This is a genomic window from Candidatus Electrothrix sp. (assembly GCF_052785085.1).
The window spans coordinates 1-20,187 of record NZ_JALAAI010000073.1; the positions used below are offsets into that span (position 1 = coordinate 1).

16 protein-coding genes are annotated in these 20,187 nt (G+C 49.3%); 8 read left to right on the forward strand and 8 right to left on the reverse strand.

Annotation, left to right across the window (positions count from 1 at the left end; all coding sequences use genetic code 11):
• Positions 1 to 177: 177 nt before the first annotated feature.
• Both L2082_RS12210 and L2082_RS12215 read left to right on the forward strand, forming a co-directional pair.
• Positions 178 to 1,062: a hypothetical protein gene (locus tag L2082_RS12210; RefSeq protein WP_446011800.1), complete on the forward strand. Its 885-nt coding sequence runs from the start codon at positions 178 to 180 to the stop codon at positions 1,060 to 1,062.
• Positions 1,063 to 1,202: 140 nt separating this feature from the next.
• A complete protein-coding gene (locus tag L2082_RS12215; protein WP_446008003.1) occupies positions 1,203 to 1,943 on the forward strand; it encodes a hypothetical protein in 741 nt (246 codons plus the stop codon).
• A gap of 101 nt (positions 1,944 to 2,044) precedes the next feature.
• Here the strand turns inward: L2082_RS12215 and L2082_RS12220 are convergent, their stop codons facing one another.
• Positions 2,045 to 3,118 (reverse strand): D-alanyl-D-alanine carboxypeptidase family protein, encoded by a 1,074-nt coding sequence (locus L2082_RS12220; protein ID WP_446008004.1) that lies wholly within the window; start codon positions 3,116 to 3,118, stop codon positions 2,045 to 2,047.
• 308 nt (positions 3,119 to 3,426) lie between these two features.
• Between L2082_RS12220 and L2082_RS12225 the strand changes: the two genes are divergently transcribed.
• Both L2082_RS12225 and L2082_RS12230 read left to right on the forward strand, forming a co-directional pair.
• A complete protein-coding gene (locus L2082_RS12225) occupies positions 3,427 to 5,178 on the forward strand; it encodes a hypothetical protein (RefSeq protein ID WP_446008005.1) in 1,752 nt (583 codons plus the stop codon).
• 19 nt (positions 5,179 to 5,197) lie between these two features.
• Positions 5,198 to 6,532, forward strand: coding sequence for an MFS transporter (locus L2082_RS12230; RefSeq protein ID WP_446008006.1), 1,335 nt, complete (start codon positions 5,198 to 5,200; stop codon positions 6,530 to 6,532).
• Here L2082_RS12230 and L2082_RS12235 read toward each other — a convergent pair.
• The 6 genes from L2082_RS12235 to L2082_RS12260 all read right to left on the reverse strand — a co-directional run bounded on the left by L2082_RS12235 (position 6,529) and on the right by L2082_RS12260 (position 13,429).
• Positions 6,529 to 7,158, reverse strand: coding sequence for a Fic family protein (locus L2082_RS12235; RefSeq protein WP_446008007.1), 630 nt, complete (start codon positions 7,156 to 7,158; stop codon positions 6,529 to 6,531). The genes L2082_RS12230 and L2082_RS12235 overlap by 4 nt on opposite strands.
• 63 nt (positions 7,159 to 7,221) lie before the next feature.
• Positions 7,222 to 7,839 carry a Panacea domain-containing protein gene (locus L2082_RS12240; RefSeq protein ID WP_446008008.1) on the reverse strand — a complete coding sequence of 206 codons (618 nt, stop codon included), beginning with the start codon at positions 7,837 to 7,839 and terminating at the stop codon, positions 7,222 to 7,224.
• A 140-nt stretch (positions 7,840 to 7,979) separates the two neighbouring features.
• Positions 7,980 to 9,044 (reverse strand): thiamine biosynthesis protein, encoded by a 1,065-nt coding sequence (locus tag L2082_RS12245; RefSeq protein WP_446008009.1) that lies wholly within the window; start codon positions 9,042 to 9,044, stop codon positions 7,980 to 7,982.
• Positions 9,045 to 9,144: 100 nt separating this feature from the next.
• Complete coding sequence (gene recN, locus L2082_RS12250) at positions 9,145 to 10,989, reverse strand: DNA repair protein RecN (RefSeq protein WP_446008010.1); 1,845 nt, start codon at positions 10,987 to 10,989, stop codon at positions 9,145 to 9,147.
• Positions 10,940 to 12,745, reverse strand: coding sequence for a hypothetical protein (locus tag L2082_RS12255; protein ID WP_446008011.1), 1,806 nt, complete (start codon positions 12,743 to 12,745; stop codon positions 10,940 to 10,942). Before L2082_RS12255 ends, recN begins: the two co-directional genes overlap by 50 nt.
• A 366-nt stretch (positions 12,746 to 13,111) precedes the next feature.
• On the reverse strand, positions 13,112 to 13,429 hold the full coding sequence (locus L2082_RS12260) for a cupin domain-containing protein (protein WP_446008012.1): 318 nt from the start codon (positions 13,427 to 13,429) through the stop codon (positions 13,112 to 13,114).
• A 527-nt stretch (positions 13,430 to 13,956) separates the two neighbouring features.
• Here L2082_RS12260 and L2082_RS12265 point away from each other — a divergent pair.
• From L2082_RS12265 to selD, 4 genes are all read left to right on the forward strand, one after another.
• Positions 13,957 to 15,330, forward strand: a complete 1,374-nt coding sequence (locus tag L2082_RS12265; RefSeq protein ID WP_446008013.1) for a bifunctional folylpolyglutamate synthase/dihydrofolate synthase — start codon at positions 13,957 to 13,959, stop codon at positions 15,328 to 15,330.
• Positions 15,320 to 15,613 (forward strand): HNH endonuclease, encoded by a 294-nt coding sequence (locus L2082_RS12270; RefSeq protein WP_446008014.1) that lies wholly within the window; start codon positions 15,320 to 15,322, stop codon positions 15,611 to 15,613. The genes L2082_RS12265 and L2082_RS12270 overlap by 11 nt, the downstream gene beginning before the upstream one ends.
• 252 nt (positions 15,614 to 15,865) lie before the next feature.
• Positions 15,866 to 16,861, forward strand: a complete 996-nt coding sequence (locus L2082_RS12275) for a cytochrome-c peroxidase (RefSeq protein WP_446008015.1) — start codon at positions 15,866 to 15,868, stop codon at positions 16,859 to 16,861.
• 123 nt (positions 16,862 to 16,984) lie between these two features.
• Positions 16,985 to 18,037: a selenide, water dikinase SelD gene (gene selD, locus L2082_RS12280; RefSeq protein ID WP_446008016.1), complete on the forward strand. Its 1,053-nt coding sequence runs from the start codon at positions 16,985 to 16,987 to the stop codon at positions 18,035 to 18,037.
• 12 nt (positions 18,038 to 18,049) lie between these two features.
• On the opposite strand, the gene L2082_RS12285 is transcribed toward selD, so the two are convergent.
• On the reverse strand, positions 18,050 to 19,786 hold the full coding sequence (locus L2082_RS12285) for a hypothetical protein (RefSeq protein WP_446008017.1): 1,737 nt from the start codon (positions 19,784 to 19,786) through the stop codon (positions 18,050 to 18,052).
• Positions 19,787 to 20,187 lie beyond the last annotated feature (401 nt).

The following is a 20,187-nucleotide window of genomic DNA, read 5'->3' on the forward strand; positions in this document are numbered from 1 at the left end:
TGTAGGAAGCGCAACGCCTGTCCGTGGAAATATCTCGCTGAGGTTATCACGGCTCGGCGCCAGGGGCTGGATGTGCCTCCTCTGCCTCTTGCTGCGTAAAAAAAATGAGAGGGGTCTGAACGGTTACCCAAAGAACAAAAGCAATCTGCACCTGCGAACCCGATGCGGAGAAAAACCATGAAGACCTTGGCAGTGGGTGTGGGTGCCTTGGCTGGTTCCTCAGTCCTGCCGGATAAGTGGGTGAAGCCGGTGATTCAGGGCATTGTGTTGCCAGCGCACGCCCAAACATCGGCGGCTCAGCTGGCCTTTAGTGACGGTCGGGTGGATTTGGAGTTAGTGAGCGGGCACTCCGGGACATCGTCAATGACTGTCAGGGCGACCGGTGCCATTACACCGGCGCAGGGTGGTGTAACGTTTGATTTGACACTGTCCGGCTATGGCGAGCCGGTAGTAACTGATACCGGGCAGAATTCGGAACCCGGCTTTTTTGCTGCGGTATCGGACGCCTTGGTACCTGCGGCGCATGCAGCCCCGGAGCCGAAATGCTCTATTACTCTTTCGGTAACTACGGAGAGTGATGGAAGTTTTTCTGTCGAGTTCACCTTGACGTGCGGGCCGGGTATCGTGCAGGTGGAATTGACTGCCACCGGATCAACCGGAATAACATTCCGTTGCGGTGTGCTTGACGTCCATGCGTGTAATCCTTGTGATGAGGGATGTAATACGACTAAGACAGTGAGCCTAGAGTCAAAGGTAGATGGAGTGAACTGGCTTGTTGGCGGAGAAAAAAGTGAAGAACTAACAGCAGAGGATGAGGGAAAAAGCCTTTCATTGGAGAATGAAGACGAAGAAAATGCGTACAAAGTGCAGTTTATTTGGATAAACACGGGCGGGAATGAAGTGCTGAGAGATGAATTTGAAATAGAAGCTGGCGGGCAGAAGGAGATATCATCATCGCTGACATGCGGCGAAATATCCAGAGGAGGAAAGTATTTAATCAGAGAGGCCTCTTGCGACTGCGATGATGATGACTCTGATGACTCTGATGATGCCAGCACATGAGCATGACAATAACCTGGATCCGTGAAGCTAATGCAATAAAATTTACGGGGTAACCTGTCAAAAAATCTAACCCACTGGGTTAGATTTTTTACACTCTGTTGTTGCATTATTTGAGTCTATTTGAAGCAAGGAGGAATGAGGTGAAAAACCCCAAAGAACAGAAGCAATCTGCACCTGCAAACCCGATGCGGAGAAAAACCATGAAGACCTTGGCAGTGGGTGTGGGTGCCTTGGCTGGTTCCTCAGTCCTGCCGGATAAATGGGTGAAGCCGGTGATTCAGGGCATTGTGTTGCCAGCGCACGCCCAAACATCGGCAGCTCAGCTGGCCTTTAGTGACGGTCGGGTGGATTTGGAGTTAGTGAGCGGGCACTCCGGGACATCGTCAATGACTGTCAGGGCGACCGGTGCCATCACACCGGCGCAGGGTAATGTAACGTTTGATTTGACACTGGCTGGCTATGACGAGCCGGTAATAACTGATACCGGGCAGAATTCGGAACCCGGCTTTCTTGCTGCGGTATCGGACGTCTTGGTGCCTACGGCCCATGCGGAGCCGCATGATCCAAATGATCCGCATACGCAGCCGCCGTTATGCACCCAATCCCTGTCGGTAAGTACGGAAAGCGACGGAAGTTTTACGGTAGTGTTTACCTTGTCGTGCGGCCCGGGTATCGTGCAGGTGGAATTGACTGCCACCGCATCAACCGGGATAACAAACCGTTGCGGTTGGCTCGACGTCCATGCGTGTAATCCATGCGATAATAAAAAGGGTTCTAAAGGGAGTAAGGGATCTAAAGGAAGTAAGAAGGGATCTAAAGGAAGTAAGAAGGGATCTAAAGGAAGTAAAAGTTCTAAAACAAGCGGTAAGGGTTCTTTGTAAGGGATAACCAATCATGCCGTTCGCCCTTTTAGGTCGGGCAGACACCCGGGTCTGCCCCTACAATTGCGCACCTGAAAACGGGTATTTAAGTTGTTGATTTCCTAACTCTCTTTTTCGTTCTTAGTCAGCTGCGCCAGCCTGATCTGTTCCTTCTTTTTAAATCCATACTCAACCAGCCGTTTGATATCTGTCCACATGGTTTCACTGCCCATAATGGAGACTACAATGGTGTCTTCTCCACGCTTAAATTGGCCCACATAGGTCTGGCGGGCTTTATTGGTATAGCCGGTTTTACCTGCCAAGGCACCTTCGACCTGCCAGAGCGCCCTGTTATGATTGCGGAGTAATTTCCCATAGGAGGTTTTGATCTTGGTTAGCTTCATGCGGTTGGCAAAATCCTTATCCTGCATGGCATGGCGAAAAATTTGGGCAAGGTCTCGGGCTGTGGACTGTTGTCCCCGGGCTGTCAGGCCAGAAGCTGTGCGGCAGACGGTACTTTTTGCCCCCCAGAGTCGGGCATGAAGGGTCATTAATTTGGCAAAATCATCCTCGGTACCTGCTATTTTTTCAGCCAAAGCAACACTGGCATCATTTGCTGAAGCCAAGAGTACTGCGTTGATTAAATCATTGGCCGTATATTTTTTTTGGGTACTTAAATACACCTTGGAGCGAGGCATTTTTTCAGCATAGCGACTGACTTCGACCTTTTCATCTTTTTTCAAACGTTTCATAGCAATCATCCCGGTAAGTACCTTAATGGTTGAGGCGGGTTGTCGGGGATTATCTGGAGCTTTGGCAAAAATTGCCTTGCCTGTTTCGGCATCCAGAATGATAGCACTTCTTGAGGTGATATGGCGGTGAATTGCGGGTAATCGAGTTTTTTTCTTCTTTTTTGTGCGCTGTGTTGAGGCTGTATATGATACCTTTGCAACGCATTTTTTAACCGAAGAAATATTTCCCTTTTCCCCGAGGATGATAGGTCCTGATTTTTTTGCTGTAGGAGTTGAGGTGATCTTTGCTGATGGAGAAAGAGCTGGCAAGGTTTTAGCATGCGGGGCTTTTTTTGCCGTGTTGTCCAGGACAGGCACAGTAGCCTCTGCTTGTGGATGACCAGTGGACAGGGTGATTACGCAGGGAGCCAGCAGGGTGATAAGTAAAAAAGAGTATCGGTGCATAGAAGGTAGCCTCTTTATATTTTTTTAGATTCGTGGAAAGCATGCCAAGCAGAGTTATGAGAAGGGGTGGCTTCCATGTTGGAAGGAAAGCCGCTCTGTTTAGCATTGAAAACTATGAAATGATTATAACGGATAAGAATTGACTTTGCATCTTTTTAAGGTAAAAATATTCCCTGTATGCATTTAATGAAAAGTCACCATTTTTACATGTTGTTTTTTATTGGTACATGAAAGGAGTTTATCCTCATGTTTCATTTTTTACAGCAACATTTCTTCCTGGTATATCAGACCTTTTGTAAACCGAACGTATGAAAAAACTCCTTTTTTACTTGTGTTGCCTCTTGTTTCTTGGGGCACTTTCTTATTTTTTCTTTTACTACCCTGTCCCACCTGATAATCAGCAGAGTTATTATGCTGATTTTTTACCTGAAGATACAGTCGCCCTTGTCAGCCTGTATGGTATGAAAGACATAGCTGAAAACTTTCCCCGTACCTCTTTGGGGCATTTTTTTTCTCAGCCGAATATGCATGAGATGATGAGAGAGCTTGGAGCGACAGATGAGGACCTGTATACGTATGATGCTTTTTACCAGAGTATTGCCGATATGATGACGAGTCCCTTGCTGACACATATCTTTGGTGATGATGCGATTATTACGCTTTTTCCACCGGATGTCGAGCGATTAGAGGAGGACCCGGAGCAGGAAGTAAAGAATGCCCTTTTAGTCTTTGCTACGTCGTCCACCGCAGGCTCAATCAGTACACTTGCCAGTATTGCTCTGAAAAGTGTAACCAATATAAGGATAAGCGGACTAAAGATGACCCGTATTATCCTGAACGAGGAAGAAGAGGGTATTGAGAAAGAGGGTGTCGGGGAAGAGGTCATTTATGGGTATGATGATCAGGGGATTATCATGCTGGCCTATGATCCTGAAAGGATTGTAGCAGCTGTCCAGCATAAAGCAGGTAAGGATAATTTGAGGCACACTGATCCTTTTCTTGCAACAGAGGCGTTTTGGCAAGAAGAAGCCCAGAAACATATTTATGTGCGTTTATATTGTAATATGCCGTTGCTGGAGGAATTCTTTGCAGCTTTGCCACAGCAGAAAAGCCAGGAGAGAGCAACCAGACCCAGAAGTCTCAGAAAATTTGCAGGAGTGGAAGGCATGGGTGGGATGGTTATAGAAGAACAGGGAAAGCTTCGTCTGCGGATACAAGGGAAAATTGATAACAAGCTCTTGCCCAAGGTTTTCCCTAAGGTATTGTCTCATGGTTCGCTGGAAGAAGTTACCTTACCATTGCTTCGGGAAGATACCCTGTTCCACTATCGAATTGCTGATTTTGACAAGGCCTTTGTGCGTGGTTTCCTGAGCCTGGCAAAGGCAAAAAGTCAGTATAAGGAGCTGAAAAAAACAGTTCAGAAGAACATAGGGTTCTCCTTGGATAAATTACTTGAAGCCGTAGGCCCACACGCCGGGGTGTCTGTTCAAGGGTTGGTCAATGCAGGAATCTTTCCTCTTCCCAAGACCGTTTTTGCTTTCCAGGTACAGGATAAGAAGGCAGCGGGCCGGGCCTTGCGGAAAGTACGTGATGCAATGAAGAAGCAAGGTCTTTATGAAGATTATGAGAAAATACAAGGTCAGCGTCTCTATTATTGGAGTATGATGCCTATTGAGGCCACTCACCTTGCCATCGCATTAACCGATACCATGCTGTACATCGCAAATGGGGAAAGTCAATTGCGAGCCTTACTTGCAGAAAAAGCAGATCCTGAAGCTCTTACTGAGAAGATGGTGAAGGAACTCGGTACAATTGCAGGGGCTTGTGTGAGAAAAGCTAATGTATCAGCCTTTCTTTTGCGACCTCGGAAACTGGCTGATCATATTGCTCCTGTTGTGGGCTGGTTGACTGATATGACGCTGGCAAGTCAGGCTGGCTCAGGCAAGAAAACCCAGAAAGAGGTGCTTGCTCTGCTGCGTTCTGTTGATGGTATTGCTGGATGTAGTGAGCGGACGGCAACTGATTTTAAAGGAGAGCTGATTATTCAGCATGAACCATAAGAGAACAAGAGGAGATGGTATGAAAAAGCTGGATAAGCAGGTTTGGGGATGGGCCCTGTATGACTGGGCAAACTCTGCCTTTGCAACAACGGTTATGGCAGGGTTTTTCCCGATTTTTTTTAAACAGTACTGGAGTTACGGAGCTGATGTCAATACAAGCACGGCCCAGCTTGGTTTTGCCAATGCGTTGGCCAGTCTGATTGTTGCTGCCATGGCACCGCTGCTGGGAGCTATTGCGGACAGAGGGAGTGCGAAAAAAAAGCTGCTCATGTTCTTTGCTTATCTGGGGGTGTTGATGACAGCCTCCCTTTTTTTTGTTCAACAGGGGCAATGGCTTTGGGCTGTTTTGATTTATTCCCTGGGGATCATCGGTTTTTCCGGAGCAAATATCTTTTACGATTCCCTGCTGCCTGGGGTGGCTGAAGAAGAGAATATTGACTTTATCTCCAGTTTGGGGTATTCGCTGGGTTATGTGGGGGGTGGTCTGCTTTTTTTGGTCAATGTCCTGATGACCTTGTATCCACAGTTCTTTGGGCTGGCTGATGCAGGCGAGGCTGTGCGCTGGTCCTTTCTTACAGTGGCTCTTTGGTGGGGCGGCTTTACGCTCTTTATCCTGTTCTGGGTTGAGGAAGAAAAAAAAGAAGTTACCAGACGTTCTCTTCTCCAGAGTATTAAGGAGGGGAGTCAACAGTTTCTCGGTACCTTTCAGGAGATCCGTCATCTCAAAACCGTTTCCCTCTTTTTGCTGGCCTATTGGTTCTATATTGATGGGGTGGATACCATCGTGCGGATGGCTGTGGACTATGGGCTTTCTCTTGGTCTTGCCTCCAATGACCTGATTATAGCCCTGTTAATTGTTCAGTTTGTTGGTTTTCCAGCGGCCCTGCTTTTTGGCAAGCTGGGCCAGGCTTGGGGCGTACGCAAGGCTATTTTTTTGGGGATTGGAATCTACATGCTGATCACCCTTTGGGGCGTTATGATGGAAACAAAGCAGGAGTTTTACATTCTGGCCGGGGCCATTGGTCTGGTGCAGGGTGGTATTCAGGCCCTGAGCCGCTCTTATTACTCGCGCCTGATTCCTAGGGACAAGCCTGCTGAGTACTATGGCTTTTATAATATGCTGGGTAAGTTTGCCGCTATTCTTGGGCCTGCTTTGATGGGAATCGTTGGTCTGATTGTCCGACGGATCCTCATGCCTCCTGCACCAACAGTTGAGCAGGTTGAAAGCGTGGGCAGGCTTGCGTCACGTTGGGGGATTGGCTCCATCATGTTGCTCTTTCTTATTGGTGGAATTTTATTTTATTTTGTTGACGAAGAAAAGGGTAAGCAAGACGCAGCACGTTTGACCGGTTAAGGACAGCTGTCAGGTGATCCTGGTAAGGGGTTAATAGTATTTTTTTCATAAAAAATGCATTTACTCCAGTGGGATACCAGGAAGCCAAGATAGCGTTCATACTCTGGAGACTTCATCCTTCGGTGGCAGTCATTAAGTTTTTTGATCCATTTTTCATTGGCATAAAGTCGCTTCCACTGTATGCCGATCCCGTGCAGATTGAGATAGATTTCAAGGAGGAAACGTCCTATTCTGCCGTTGGCATCATAAAAAGGGTGGGTTCTGATAAATTGCTGATAGAATTTGACAGCTTGGTAAACAGGGTGATTCGTTTGTGGGAGCAGGTGAGACACTGCCTGTTGTATTTCGTTGTTAATTTTTCCGGCTGGAGCACCTTGGAATTGTTGTCTGGCACCAAAGAACACAGCACCGTTTTTTGGATCTTGATACTGGCGATACACTCCTGCGTTTGAGAAAATCCCCTCAAAGAGATAGCGATGAAGGATAATGGGCAGCTGATTGAATAGGCGTTGGTATTCTTTAGCGTGGAGCTGTCTGAGTTTAGGGGTAAAGCTCTCTGTGTTCAACTTCTCAAAGCGGGCATGGACTGTTCGTAAGGCCGTTTCAGGCACTGGAGGGGAGGGCACGGGAAAGTCCCTGAGAAGTTCACAAAAATGTGTCCGATCATGGGAATCGCTTTGATGATGCACTTACAGCAGCTCGTCGATTTCCCGCAGCAGCTTCTGAAAATCGTGATTGGCTTTCTGGCTCTGATGCTGATAGTCTTCTGCGGTGGGGTAGATGGCAAAGGTTTCTGCTTCTTCTGCATCCATGTCCAGCGTGAAGGAATGCCAGGAATTGGATTTCAGCACATGAAAGGGCTGCTGATCGGCATTTTGGAGCTTGATGAAGTTTTTAGCAAAAGCTTGATTGGAATAGTAGGAGATAATCGCAGCATCACTGATAACAGCATTGTCCTCTGCTTCCAGCCAAGGTGCCTCATTATGGGTCATGGCACTGAGGGTAAAAGCGGAGTAGTCGATGTAATTGTCCAGAATAAAGGTAAGTAGCTCTTTTTGTTTGTGGCTGATACTGAGTGTTGTTTTCCCAGAAGGGATGACATCAGCACCGTGTTGCTTATAGGCATTATAGATAAGGGTGTTTACCGGCCCATAGGTCCACTTTTCGAAATCAGCCTGGATAAACGAATGTTTTGCAACCAAAGTCCATGACTTAGCATAATAGGCGAGCTTTTGCAGTTTCATCGGGGTGATGCCTTTATCAGGGTATGTGGTGATGATGAAATGAGCGAGATCAAGGGCATGCACGGGTTGCACCAGGAAAAGAGATTATTCTGTTGAAGCCTTACCGCTTGGTAATGCGCTATTATTTTTTATCTTATATAAAATGATACTGTAAAAGAGAATGAGTGTCAACGTAGCTTGTAGAAGTTGATTAAGATGGATACTCAGACAATCCAGTCCTGGAAAACGTCATCTGCCAGCACTGTTGCTTGTAGCATTGTTTGTTCTTTCCCTTTTTGAAAAAGGACCTCACCGGGCGGGAGCTTTCCCTTGATTTTTCTTCCGTAGCGGATGATTAACCCTGTCACTGAACGCAGAATCTCCTCTTGCTCATCAAGGTTGGTGAGCAAGGCATTACCCCGGCGTAGTAAAGCAGTGGGCCCAGGTCGTTCCGGCATATAGAGCAGCCAGTCATGCGGTTCGCAGAGTTGGTTCAGGCGATCATTCTCCTCCTCATTCCTGCCCAGGACCAGCCAATGCCCGCCGGGAAGACGGAATTGACGCCCCAGCAGGAGAAGCCGGATATCCGAGGCAGTGATCTCATCTTTGCCGATGAGAAAGAGTCCCTCATAAAAGCGGCGGATCCGGGCTGCAAGATTGGGGTCTGTCAGCACACAGCCGCCAGCAGGGGCTGGGAAGTCGGTAATTCCCAAATCACGGGCCAGGGCAACCTGGGGTTTGCGACTCCGTCCGGAAAAGGTGTATAAGCGCTCCCGATCCACCAGACCTTCCCGTTCTGCCAGGATAGGGGCCATGAGCTGTGCTGATAAGGGCCGAAGGAGGATATCCCGGCAGTCTGCGTCCCGTTCAATAAGGTTGAGGGTATCCCGGCGTTGCGACATGGGCCGTTGGCCCAGCACTTCACCGGTAATGAGAAAAGAGGCTCCGTAGGTTTTCATTATTTCTTTGGCCTTGCTGAGCATCATAATCTTGCAGTCAATACAGGGGTTGAAATTTTTGCCAAACCCATGGGAGGGGTTACGTAACAGCTCAATATAACCTGCGCTGATATCCACCAGTTCTACATCCAGGCCGTATTTTTTTTGTACCTCTTGCTGGTATTCCTGCTCTTGATCAAGGAGAGCATGGTCAAAAAACGGGGTGACAAATTTTAAGGCTCGAACCTGGATGCCTTGCCGGGCAATGACACGGCAGGCAAGGATGGAATCAAGGCCACCGGAAAAGAGGCCTATAGCTGTAATGGCTGGAGTATCTGTAAGGTGTTGCATGAATGGATGGTATGTGATGCTTCAAAGGGTGAGTAGGGGTACGGCGTGCCGTACCCCACCTCACTTCAGTTTGATACCCCGCCCCTTGGGGCGGGGTAGTTCATTGTACCTCTGCCCGCCCTTCCACCAGCTCTCGGGCAAAGATCAGGGTTTGTTCGCTGGGATGGTCACCACCCAGCATCCGGGCCAATTCATTGATCCGTTCTTCATGGTTGAGAGAGCGAATGGTGGTAAAGGTTCGGTTGGTGTCCACCTGTTTTCCCACTAGGAAATGGGCATCAGCATAGGCAGCAATCTGGGGCAGATGGGTGATACAGAAGACCTGGTGATGACTGGCCAACTCATCAATCTTGCGGGCAACAGCCTCAGCCGCTTCACCGCCAATACCTGCATCAATTTCATCAAAGATAACAGTGTCCACCTTGTCCCGTCGGGCCAGTAAACATTTCATCGCCAGCATGAGCCGGGACAGCTCACCGCCAGAGACCACCTCAGTCAGGGGTTTGGGTGGCTCACCTGGATTGGCAGAAAAGAGAAAGGTCACAGTATCAGCACCTGTAGCGGAAAAGGCAGAGGATGTCTGGTTTGTTCTTTTGCTCCCAAAATCTTTAGTCTGGATTGAAACTTCAAACAGGGCCTGACGAAAGCTTAAGGAATCCAGTTCTGCCTGCATGGCCTTGGCCAGCCGTTCTGCTCCCTGAAAACGTTCTGCGGATAAGGCCTCTGCTTTTTGGCGCAGTTCCGTTTCAACCTGATCCAGCTCTTTTGCTAAAGCTGCGATGTGTTCATCCAGGTGATCCAAAGAATTCAGTTCCTTGGTCACCTGATCGGCAAACTCCAGCACTTCTTCCAGGGTTGTACCGTATTTGCGCTGCAACTGTCTGAGCTGGGCCAACCGGGCCGCAATCTGATCCACCCGTCCCTGATCCGATGGAATGGAATCCAGATAGTTGCGGAGATTGCCTTCCAGGTCTTCCACTTCAAAAAAAACAGAACTGCTCTGCCTGGATACTTCCTGGAGAGCCGGATCAAGGGCCGCTGCATGTTCCATGCTTTTACGGACCTCGGTGAGAAGGGGGGTCACCTTGTCCTGGAGATGAAAATGGCTTTTCCCGACCAGCTCAGCCAGAGTTGTTGAGGATTTGAGCACATCCCGCTCCTTGATCAGCTGTTCGTCTTCATTGGGCAGAGGTGCCACCTCCTGGATTTCATTGCGTTGAAAACTGAGAAAATCCCGGCGTTGTTCCTTATCCTGTTCCTGCTCCTGTACTTCCCGTAACTGGCGGGCCAGCTTTTGCCAACGACTATACACCTGTCGATACTGGTTCCGTTGCTCCCACAGTTCACTGTAGCTGTCCAGGAAATCAATATGGTTATTGCTTTTAAGCAGGAGTTGCTGGTCGTGCTGGCTGGCAATATTGACCAGATTCTCAGCCAGAGTATGGGCCAGACGGGTTGTTGCCAGCCGGTCATTAATGAAAATTCGACTTCTTCCCTTGCTGCTGACGATGCGGCGGAGAATACAGCCTTCATCATCATCCTCGTTTTCCAGCCCGTGTTCCTGCAAGAGCCTTTGGATTTCCTCCTGACCATTGATGCCGAACCGGGCCTCAATCACAGCCTGTTCGCAGTCATTGCGTACCCAGGAGGCTGAGGCCCGGCCACCAGTGAGTAAATGCACTGCCTGGAGGATGATGGATTTTCCTGCCCCGGTTTCACCGGTAAAGGCAATCAGGCCGGTGTTGGTCTCGGAAAAATCCAGATCAAGCCGGTCAATCAAGGCCAGATTATTGACACGTAGTTCCTGGAGCATGGTGTTTTCTGTATATGTGGTCGGGGCAGGCTCCTGTGCCTGCCTGATAGCATAAGGGGAAAGATTTTTCCTGTTAGATCCCTTAAAGATTGTCCGGCAGTTTTCGCAGCCCCAGCAGGAGCAACAGTTCATTCAGCTCCTCTTTGGCAGACCAGAGGATACCCTGCGCACGGGCGTATTCTTCGGCCTCGGCTGTCAGGCCATTGTAGGCAAAGAGCCACAGCCGCAGAATTCGGGGTTCGCGTTCCCGCTCTCTCCGCACCTGCTCCCCCTGTGCCCAAAGTTCTTTGAGTACCTTTAACCCGACCAGGGACTTTGTCCATTTGCTCTGCCCGATCCAGACCTCTGAGCCAGCTGCGCCGTACAGGTCGATCTCCTTTCCCTGGCCTGACCCGAGTCGGACCCGGTGATGCACATAGGTAAATCTCCACGGCATGGTAATGTCTTCATCTGTGTGAAACAATCTTCCGGGAAAGACCTTCTGCGAACTTCCAAGCAGGATCTGGCTCATGAAAACTTCACCAAGATAGCCCTTGTATTCGTGAAACCGCCGTTGAAGGGGCGACCGGCCGGTCGCCCCTTCTTCGTACTGCTCCCGCAAATCGTCCTGAACTGCCTGAGCAGGCTGGCCCTCCACCTCAATTCTGCCCCAGACCTTGAGGAACTCCAGAAGGATGGGATCGTTGATCTTGCGGAACCAGCCGCCCAGTTCCAGATAATCCACCAGGTCGCCACGGGAGAGGCGGACCAGGATGTCCCGGATCGTGTCCAGAGGCACGTCCCTGCCTTCACGGGCCTTGAGTTCCTGTTGCAACTGTTCCAGGGAAATCTTTTCGCCCTGGCAGATTGCGGACAGATAGAGAATCCATTTGGTTATGCCGTGCTCGTTGATTCGTTTAATCCAGCGGGTAACCTGATCGTGCAGTTCACCCCAGATAAAGCCGGAGGAGATATCCACGGCCAGGATTTTGTTGATAGACTCTTCATCGACAAGAGGGGTGCCCAGCTTTGCGGCCTGACGAATGATAGCTGTGATGTAAAAAGGATTACCGCCGCAACGGTCTGCCACGACCGGGGCCATGAGTTCCGGCACCTCGGCCCTGTAGAAACAGGTCGCCCGTCGGACAAGTTCGCTGCCCCAGTACGGAGAAAAGGTATTGATCTCCTCACCGGAAAATCTGCCGAACAAGGCACCGCGTCCGATAATTTCCCGGGACAGGATGCTCATGGCTGAACCGGTGACAAAATGAGGACAGGCCGTGGACTCCACCGCCTGCTGCATAAAGCCCACCACCCGAAATTCGTATTCCGGCAGATGGGTGTTCTGAAACTCGTCCAGAAACATGACTACTGTGCTGTCGTCGTAATCTGACACAGCGCGGGGCAGTAGCAAGGCCTTTTCCTCGGGCAGGATAACATTGCCGGAAGGAATCGCCTTGAGCAGCCCCAGGGCAAAATCTCTGAACGGTTCCGAAAGAGCGGTATTCTCCCGCAATAGCGGAATCAGTTCAAAGGGATCTTCCGGCTCTCGTAACAGTTTCGGGTTCTGGAGTCGGAAGGCCGCATACCAGCGGACAAAGTTTTCCGTGTATTTGAGGGCGAAATCCTGTCGGCTGATGATCTCATCCGGGAAACTGAAATAGACCGGCACTGCTGCTTTGGGGTCTTGATGATCCTGCTCCCAAAAGAGGCGATTCACGGTGCGGAGAAAGATCTCGGTTTTGCCCATGCGCCGCTGGCCCAGAAGCACAGTGGACATGGTGCGCCGGGTTATGGCCTTGAGTGCGGCATTGTGGAAAAAGTCCAGATAATCCTGCCGGTCGGTAAAGACCTCTTCCGGGACGCCGGGACGGATGATGTAAGGGGGATGGGGTATCGGGGTTTTCATGGTATCTTGCTAACTTTCCTGGACAAGGATGTGGGATTGATGGGGCATGGCGCAAACCGTTCCTGGAAAAGGTTATTTGTTCGATAGAGAGTGCTGCATAGAATACCCATCCGAGCCTTGCTTGTGCAAGTATTTTCTTGCAGTACATATCTACGAGTTAGCTCGTAGGTTGGGGTGCGGGACGAGGATCGAAACAGGTTGTACGGGCACGGCATGCCGTGCCCCTCCCTTCCTATGGAAGAGGATAGTGCAATATAGAAAAACTTATATTGCATATGCCAGGCAACTTGGGTTTTTCTAATTCCCAAGCTCCGGCCTGGGAACCCTTATGGAATCCTTCTTGCTGAAGCTCTGCTTCTTACCGGGTTACGACTTAATCATAGTCAACATCATCTTAAAGCGGGTAATCGCCTGCAACGCATGGGGTTCATTGGCAGGCATGATTAACATCTCTCCGGCCTGCAACTGAAATGGCTTCCCGGAAACCGTGATTTCCACCTCGCCGTCAAGCACCTGCACCATAGCATCATAGGCTGCTGTATGCTCACTCAGCCCTTGCCCCTTATCAAAGGCAAATAAGGTCACGGTCCCGCTCATCTTGTTGATAATGGTTGAGCTGACCACGGATCCTTCCTGATACGCTGTAATCTCTGTCAGCTTTTTCACTGTCATTTCGTGGCTCATGATATTTCTCCTTTTTCTGGTTCCCAAGCTCAGGCCTGGGAGAGTGTGCCGTAGGGGCGACCGGCCGGTCGCCCCTCCATGCCGTGCCACCCTTTTACCTGTGTGCCAATGGTTGCAAGATATCGCAGTTCCACCCGGCACCGCCTCCTGGTCGCATACTAATGCAACTGATACGTTCCATACTAATGCGACTCGGGAGTTGCATACTCATGCAACCCAAGTACCGCAGCTCGTAGGTTGGGGTGAGCTTTGCGAACCCCAACATGTCCGATTCGCTTCATGATTGTTGGGGTTCGTTTCTCTCACCCCAACCTACCGTGCTTTCCACCTCGCCATCAAGTACCTGCACCACAGCTCTTCCACTGTAAAAAAAATGTAAAAATCCACTTGTTTTTTCCGTATTATACCGAATTATCCTGATACAGCAACGCCGTTCTCTGTTGGCAACTGGTGACGTACATATTATATTCCCTATGCATTGGGAAAGGAGTAAACCAAAAAAAACGCATAACCAAGCATGTAAGGATATGAACTACCAAGAGGCATGGGACTTTCTTGACCAGCTCCAGTTTTTTAAGATCAAACTGGGCCTGGATTCTATGAATCAGTTTTTAGAACGACTGGGAAAGCCACACCAGGATCTGCAATGTATCCATGTGGGCGGCACCAATGGCAAGGGCTCAGTGGGTGCAACCCTTTGTTCCATTCTCACGGCAGCTGGTTATCAGGCTGGTTTCTACACCTCTCCTCATCTCAGCTCTGTGCGGGAGCGCTTTCGGATTGGCAAGAGCTATATCAGTAAGGAAGATTTTGCCCGCTTCATCACAAAAATTCACGATGTCCTTGGTGGGAGTCAAATTACCTATTTTGAATGCACCACCACCCTGGCCCTGCTCTGGTTTGCTGAACAAAAGGTGGACTGCGCTATCCTGGAAGTGGGCATGGGAGGCCGGTTGGACGCCACCAATGTGGTCACTCCCCTGATCTCTCTGATCACCAATGTGAGCATGGATCATGAGCAGTACCTGGGCACAACCCTGGCAGAAGTGTCCACAGAAAAAGCGGGCATTATCAAGCAAGGCATTCCTGTGGTTTCCGGGGTGGCAAATGATGATTCAGGTAGAGTCATCCGTCAAACCTGCGATGAGCGTGAGGCTCCACTCTTTCTTTTTGGCCGGGAATTCAGTGGCTCTTTTAACCCGGAAGAGAAACGTTCCTGGCAATATCAGGGGCTGGAAGGTGAGGTGCTGATGGATTTGAAACGTTCCTGGCAATATCAGGGGCTGGAAGGTGAGGTGCTGATGGATTTACCCATGGCCTTGCGCGGTAATTATCAGGTTACCAATGCCTCGCTGGCCCTTGCCGCACTCCAACTGCTTGGTCAACAGGGATGGAGCGTGACAGAAGAGCAGATGCGTACCGGACTGGAGCAAACCTTATGGCCGGGCCGGTTAGAATTTTTTCGTCTGAATAAGGATAACAAAAAAGTCGATAAAGAAAGCGAGGGCTGGAACTTCCTTCTTGATGGGGCGCATAATCCTGCCGGAGTCAAGGCCCTGAAACATGCCTTACGCGATTTTTCCCGTAACCGATTGATCCTGGTCTGGGGTGCAATGAACGATAAAGACCTGCGCATCACCCTCAGTGACATTGCTCCCCAGGCAGACCTTATTATTTTTACCCGGCCCGAGTCGGAACGTTCGGCGCGGACCAGTCAGCTCAAGGTGAGTTTGCCGACAACAATGCATCAAAAGGTTATTTGTCAAGAGACCGTTCCGGCGGCTTTGCAACAGGCCCGCATTCTGGCAGCCCCCAATGATTTGATTTGTATTGCCGGTTCACTTTATCTTGTTGGAATAGCTCGACAGCTGTTGTTAGGAGGACTTGTCGATGATGAATGAAGATTTTGTCTATGGTTTCGGTATTGATGATTCAACGATCCGGGCAGAAAGAAGAAAAGCCAGAGAATTACGCAAGACCCGTTGGTGGCAGCAAAAGACTGCTGATGGCACCTGCCATTATTGCCATCGCCAGGTTCCTGTAAAAGAGCTGACTATGGATCATATCATTCCCCTGTCCCGAGGCGGGCAGTCTACAAAAGGAAATTTGGTCCCCTGCTGCAAGGAGTGTAATGCAGCAAAGAAAAATGATTTACCGCCAGAGCTTAGAGAGCTTCAGGTATAGGCTTCACTCTTCCCTTTCTCCCGTCCCAGAGGGCGGGAGAACAAATCTCCCTCTTTTGCATTTTTCCCCCTGCTTATCCCGTCCCTTGGGGCGGGATAACAGATTACCCTTTTTGTATTTTTTCATTCTTTTCTGAATTTTATTTTCCCTGTTTGACTTGTTTCTTTTGCTCATATAAAATTATCCACAAGTCAAGGTAATGCGTGCTATAGGCATGCGATAATCATCTGTTACAAAAAAAGGAGAAAAAGAATGAAAGTCAGAACAGGCGTGGTGTCTTTATTGTGTGTGACATTATTGGGAGCAGCAGGCCAGGCAGGAGCAGAGGAACCTATTCAACCTATTGCACCAGTTAAGGAAATCAATCTGGCCAAGGCTGAACTCGGCAAAAAGCTTTTCTTTGATCCCCGCCTTTCCAAATCAGGATTTATCTCTTGTAACTCCTGTCATAATCTGAGTATGGGCGGCTCAGATAATATCAAGACCTCCATTGGTCATAACTGGCAGAAAGGGCCGATCAATGCTCCCACTGTCTTAAACTCCAGCTTAAACTTTGTTCAATTCTGGGATGGCCGGGCAGAGACCCTGAAGGATCAGGCTGGCGGACCCATAGCCAATCCCGGCGAAATGGCCTTTACCCATGAAATGGCTGAAGATGTTTTAACTTCTATCCCGGGCTACGTTACCGAATTTAAGCAGGTCTTTGGAGACGATACAATTAATATTGACCGGGCAACCGATGCCATTGCTGAATTTGAGAAAACCCTGGTGACCCCGAATTCCCGCTTTGATCAATGGCTGCTGGGGGATAAAAAAGCCCTTAACGAAGATGAGTTGGCAGGCTATAAACTGTTTAAGGATTCCGGTTGTATCTCCTGTCATTATGGCGAGGCAATGGGGGGAACTTCTTTTCAGAAAATGGGCGTGATGGAAGAGTATAAGTCCAAGAGTCCCACTGAAGGTCGCAAGGCTGTGACTGGCAAGGATGAAGATCGTTTTGCCTTTAAGGTGCCGACCCTGCGTAATGTTGAGCTGACCTACCCGTATTTCCATGATGGTGAGGCAGAAACCCTGACCGAGGCTGTTGATGTCATGGGGCGCTTGCAGTTGGGTGCTGAATTCACAAAAGAGCAGAATGCCCAGATCGTGGCCTTCTTAAAGACCCTGACCGGTGATCAACCCTCATTCACCCTGCCTATCCTGCCGCCTTCAACGGAAAAAACTCCGCAACCCAAACCCTTTGAGTAAATCGGTTAAACGTCCCTCCCTCTTTTCTGGGGGAGGGGGAACAAATATTCCCCTCCTTCTTTTCTCGTACTCGCCGTGAAGAATCAACAAGATATTGAAAAAAACAGAGGCTGCGGTTGAGTATTGAAAAATACTTCGACAGTTCTGTCGAATGCGCTGGCGGAATTATCCCCCCTCAATGATCCTAACCTGTTGGGAGGCCTGCAACGAACAGGCTCCACCACAATCTATGGTCTCTCTCCTGAAAAAGCATCAATCAATACTGTCGAACTTATCCCCCAGCCTGTCCCGGACCCCTACTGGTTTGGTCAGCTTGCCGCAGCCCATGCCTTAACCAAGGTCTATGTCTTAGGAGGGCAACCTGTTACAGCCCTGAACCTGGTTTTGTTGCCTGGGGAACAGCGGAGTAAGGGGACCTTGTGGGAGTTGCTCCGATTAGCCCTGTTTCCTTCCAGGCAACTGGATCAGGGAATGCTCAGGGAAATGCTCCGGGGTGGCTCTGACAAGATGGTTGAGGCTGGAGTTTGTCTCGCAGGAGGGCATTTACTGTATGACAAGGACCCCAGGTACGGGTTTTCTGTCAACGGAGTGGTGCATCCGGAACAGATCACTACTCCGGGCAATGCTCAGCCTGGCGATGCCCTTGTTCTCACCAAGCCGCTGGGAACCGGGGTGCTTTTTGAGGCAGTACGGAAGGGGAAATATTCTTTTCAGGAGTTGGAAAAGGAAACCTTGCCGATCATGGCATCCTTAAACAAAACAGCAATGGAGACTGCTCAGTCCTTTGATATCCATGCCTGTGCTGATGTGGGTGACTCCGGGATACTTGCCTGTTTGCAGACAATGGCCAGCAGTGCTCAGGTAAAGGCAGTGCTCCGCTCTCAGGATCTGCCTGTATATCCAGGGGCCAGAGCAATGTACCAGAAAAAGATTATCCCGGACAGTAATCGGGCCAATCAGGCCTTGCTGGCTCAGGAGGAGTTGGAGAGAGAAGCTGCTCTTTCATCAGCCGAAAAGGAACTGCTCTATGATCCTCAGATCTCGGGTGGCCTGGTGCTGGCTCTGCCCCAGGATCAGGCAGGGGATTTGCTGAAGGCCTTGCATGCACATGGTGTGGAGACGGCTTGCAGGGTTGGCGAGTTTATTGCAGGGACGGTTGGGATCAGGGTTGCGTAGCATGACCATAAATTAACTGTCAAGTTGTTGTCCAATGTGGCTTGGGATGGACTTTTTTGTCTCCTCAGCCTGATGCAGGGTAATTTGCGTGAAAGGAATACCCCAGCCGTATTGGTTGCAGGCATCAACACCGGCCTGTTGGAGAAGCCTGCCCAGGGCAAAATAATTGGGTGCCTGCTCGTTCTTAAATTTAGCAAACATCAAAAGATTTAATGAGGAAGCCGCAGCCTCCTTAAAGTCCACGATCAGTTCAATCAGGTCAGAAGCATACTCTTGTTCTTCCAGCATCTTGATGACATGTTTATGGAGAAGGTCAGGAATTGTGCGGACAATGTCTTTTTGACACGCATAATCAATACCAAACTCAGAAAAAACAGCAAAGCTGTTAGCAGAATAGTTTATCGGATTCAGCCCCAGAAAGGTCAGGGTTGAATAGGTCTTTTGTGCGCCTCCCCGGGTGTCCAGCACCACCATTTCCGGGGTTTGTAATGCTATGGTGCCTATGGCTCCGTCTGCCAGCTCGACCAGATCCCCGGTCTTGGTGGGAAACCACGGCTCGTTTGTGTAAAAAGGGCGAGATTCAAGGCCAATAAGTGCGGTCAGGGGAAGGCGTATCATGCCGCCACGAAGATCTGGATTATGAAGCTTGGTGTACAGATTCAGGGCCATCACCCGCCACGGCAGGCCCTGGTAGACAATGCGTTCTCCCTCCCGCACTGTGCTGAGATTGAGCAGCAGTTTGGCCTGTTCCCAAAATTTGGGCAGGGTCTGTTTACTGGTCCAGGCCACGCCAAACAAAAAGAAGAAGGCAAGGCCGAGCAGCACCCAATCACCGGAAAAGTACAGGACCATGATAAAGGCAGTGAGCGATATCAGAAAGGTCAGTAAATAATATATAATGGTAGCCAGACGGAGAAAAAAAGAGCGATGCTCACCTAATCGGCCCAGACGTGTTTTTTTATGGGCAAGTCGTTGCGCTTCACGCAGGGTCAGAAAAATAATAAAAAAGGCAGAAACGGCCAGCAGGAGGTTAAGCCCTCTGCTTCTGAAAAAGTTACGAAAAAATGCTCGGATTGAATGGAGCATGGATACCTTGGAATGCTCTTTTTCCGTGAGTTGCTGCTGCACAGCTGCCAGACGTGCCTTGAGTTCATCATGCCGTTGCTGGCGGGAAAGAATTAACCCATTAAGTTCCTGCTTCACGGCCTTAGAAGTCGTGCGATCCAGGTGGCGTTGAATATTTCTTATGGCATTTTCTGTCAGGGTGATGTGGCGTTGATACTGCGCCACCTGCTTACGCAATGCCTCCAACTCACGGGGCCGGGCCGTCATCTTTTTCATTTCTTCAAGAATCGGACTCAGCAATCCCTTGAATTCCTGTTGCCAATCAATGTTCTCGTCGGCTACGGTAAACTCTGCCGGATCCACCCCTGAAACAATACTTTCAAAATCATTATCCAGTGCCTGGATACGAGCATTAATCTCTTGAATTTGATGTCGGATATCTTCTTGTTGGGAATCGGTTTTTTCCTTTTTGAGCCTTTTTTCCTCTTCAGCCAGCTTTTCTTCCAGAGTCTGCTTGGCTTGAATAATCTGTTGCAGGGTATCATTTGCTGGTGCTGAAGAAGATGGTACTATTTCGGCATTAACCTGATATTTTCCAGGAACTGGGCAATTTCCTGGAAAGAAAAGGATAAAGTATCCTGTTAAAAAAAAGAGAAAGACTATCCTGCGGGGTATATAAGTCATATGATGGTGTTGAGGTAGAGCCTGTTAGTTTTATGGGATTCCCGAGGTTGGTATGTTTTGTGAAACAAATACTATAAATTCATTTGCAAAGCAAGAGTGGATACTGGTTCCGTATGCTTCTTGCGCTATCTCTTTAATATTTTAGTTGGTTGCCATATTGTGATATGTTAACCTTTAACGCATCTCCCGGTGATATGGGATGATCTTATGGAGCAGATTGACGTTCGTCAGGTTATTGAAGCAGGTATCAAAGAGAGTGATGCTGGGCGGACGGTTGATCTGAAGGACGTTCGCAGAAGAACATGCGGCTCAGTATGGAAATAATCTTCAGCGTATTGTCTGGAATGAACAACAGAACAAAAAGAGGTCACAATGGAACTGGAAGACGAACTCCCCATTGA

Coding starts and splice junctions, on each gene's coding strand:
- L2082_RS12210 (WP_446011800.1), top strand. CDS start 178: ATGAAGACCTTGGCAGTGGGTGTGGGTGCCTTGGCTGGTTCCTCAGTC.
- L2082_RS12220 (WP_446008004.1), bottom strand. CDS start 3,118: ATGCACCGATACTCTTTTTTACTTATCACCCTGCTGGCTCCCTGCGTA.
- L2082_RS12225 (WP_446008005.1), top strand. CDS start 3,427: ATGAAAAAACTCCTTTTTTACTTGTGTTGCCTCTTGTTTCTTGGGGCA.
- L2082_RS12230 (WP_446008006.1), top strand. CDS start 5,198: ATGAAAAAGCTGGATAAGCAGGTTTGGGGATGGGCCCTGTATGACTGG.
- L2082_RS12245 (WP_446008009.1), bottom strand. CDS start 9,044: ATGCAACACCTTACAGATACTCCAGCCATTACAGCTATAGGCCTCTTT.
- recN (WP_446008010.1), bottom strand. CDS start 10,989: ATGAACTGTTGCTCCTGCTGGGGCTGCGAAAACTGCCGGACAATCTTT.
- L2082_RS12255 (WP_446008011.1), bottom strand. CDS start 12,745: ATGAAAACCCCGATACCCCATCCCCCTTACATCATCCGTCCCGGCGTC.
- L2082_RS12260 (WP_446008012.1), bottom strand. CDS start 13,429: ATGAGCCACGAAATGACAGTGAAAAAGCTGACAGAGATTACAGCGTAT.
- L2082_RS12265 (WP_446008013.1), top strand. CDS start 13,957: ATGAACTACCAAGAGGCATGGGACTTTCTTGACCAGCTCCAGTTTTTT.
- L2082_RS12270 (WP_446008014.1), top strand. CDS start 15,320: ATGATGAATGAAGATTTTGTCTATGGTTTCGGTATTGATGATTCAACG.
- L2082_RS12275 (WP_446008015.1), top strand. CDS start 15,866: ATGAAAGTCAGAACAGGCGTGGTGTCTTTATTGTGTGTGACATTATTG.
- L2082_RS12285 (WP_446008017.1), bottom strand. CDS start 19,786: ATGACTTATATACCCCGCAGGATAGTCTTTCTCTTTTTTTTAACAGGA.